The following is a 1,088-nucleotide window of genomic DNA, read 5'->3' as shown; positions in this document are numbered from 1 at the left end:
ACCGCCAGCGTCACCACGTCCACGGTCAACTACGCCAACACTGCACTCACGCAAACGCTGTTCAGCAGCGCGGCCATCAGCGCGGTGGATACGGGCCAAACCATCACCGGCCTGAAATTCACAGTTGCCGGCCTTGACGGCACGACAAATGAAAGAATCACCGTTGACGGGACCGAGTTCAGCCTGACCAACGCCACCAGCGGTACCACCACTGCCAACAGCGTTGGCTACAGGGTGGACGTCACCGGCAGCACCGCCACCGTCACCCTGACCAGGATTGTTGGCCTGAGTGCTGCGGAAGCGAAAACCCTGGTTGAAGGCCTGGCCTACAGATACGCCACTTCGAACGGCATGACGGGTGACCACGTGGTCACCCTGACCGAAATCACCGACAGCGGCAGCAACAACAACGTCACCACGCTGGCCTTGGCCAGCACCGTGCACGACAACACAGCGCCCACGCTCAGCGCCACAGCGCCCAGCACCACCGTCACCACCATTGCCGGCACAGGCGGCGACAGCGCAGGCGAGACCATCGTGCTCACCGTCACCTTTGACGGCAACGTCCAGGGCCTGACCAGCGGCAACAACAGCACCATCTTCAAGGTGGGCAGCACCGTCGTGTCTGCCACCTGGGCCGGCACAGCCGGCACCAGCACCCGCACGCTGACCTACACCATCCCGGCCGGTGCCAACGGCACTGCCACCATCGACGAAGCTGCCCTGAAGGACGCACTGGTCGCAGGAATCAAAGACCTGGCCGGCAACGCCTTCACCTACAGCGGCTCTATTGCCAACATCGACAGCACACCGCTGCCCACCATCGACACCACAGCGCCCACGCTCACCATCTCCAGGGGAACGACAACAGGTGTCAGCTCAACGGGTGCAACCAACCTTGACAGCGTGGACTTCTTTGTTGAGTTCAGCGAAGGCATGACGCTCTCAACACTGAATGCGACTGACTTTGTGGTCATGCTTGGCGGTGCGCAGGTGACATCCAACGTAACCATCGGAGCCCCCACGCTAGTTTCAGGCAACAAATACAAGGTCAACGTCAGTGGCGCAGCGATTACCAGCGGCACGGG

1 protein-coding gene is annotated in these 1,088 nt (G+C 61.7%); it reads left to right on the top strand.

Annotated features, from left to right (window positions below; translation table 11 throughout):
- Window positions 1-1,088 (top strand): hypothetical protein (locus B9Z45_RS17120; RefSeq protein WP_158270453.1); only part of this gene is annotated, 1,088 nt, incomplete at both ends.

Origin of the sequence: Limnohabitans sp. 2KL-17, from assembly GCF_003063415.1 — a bacterium.
Lineage (GTDB): Bacteria > Pseudomonadota > Gammaproteobacteria > Burkholderiales > Burkholderiaceae_C > Limnohabitans_A.
This window is presented reverse-complemented; position numbering and strand designations above follow the sequence as displayed.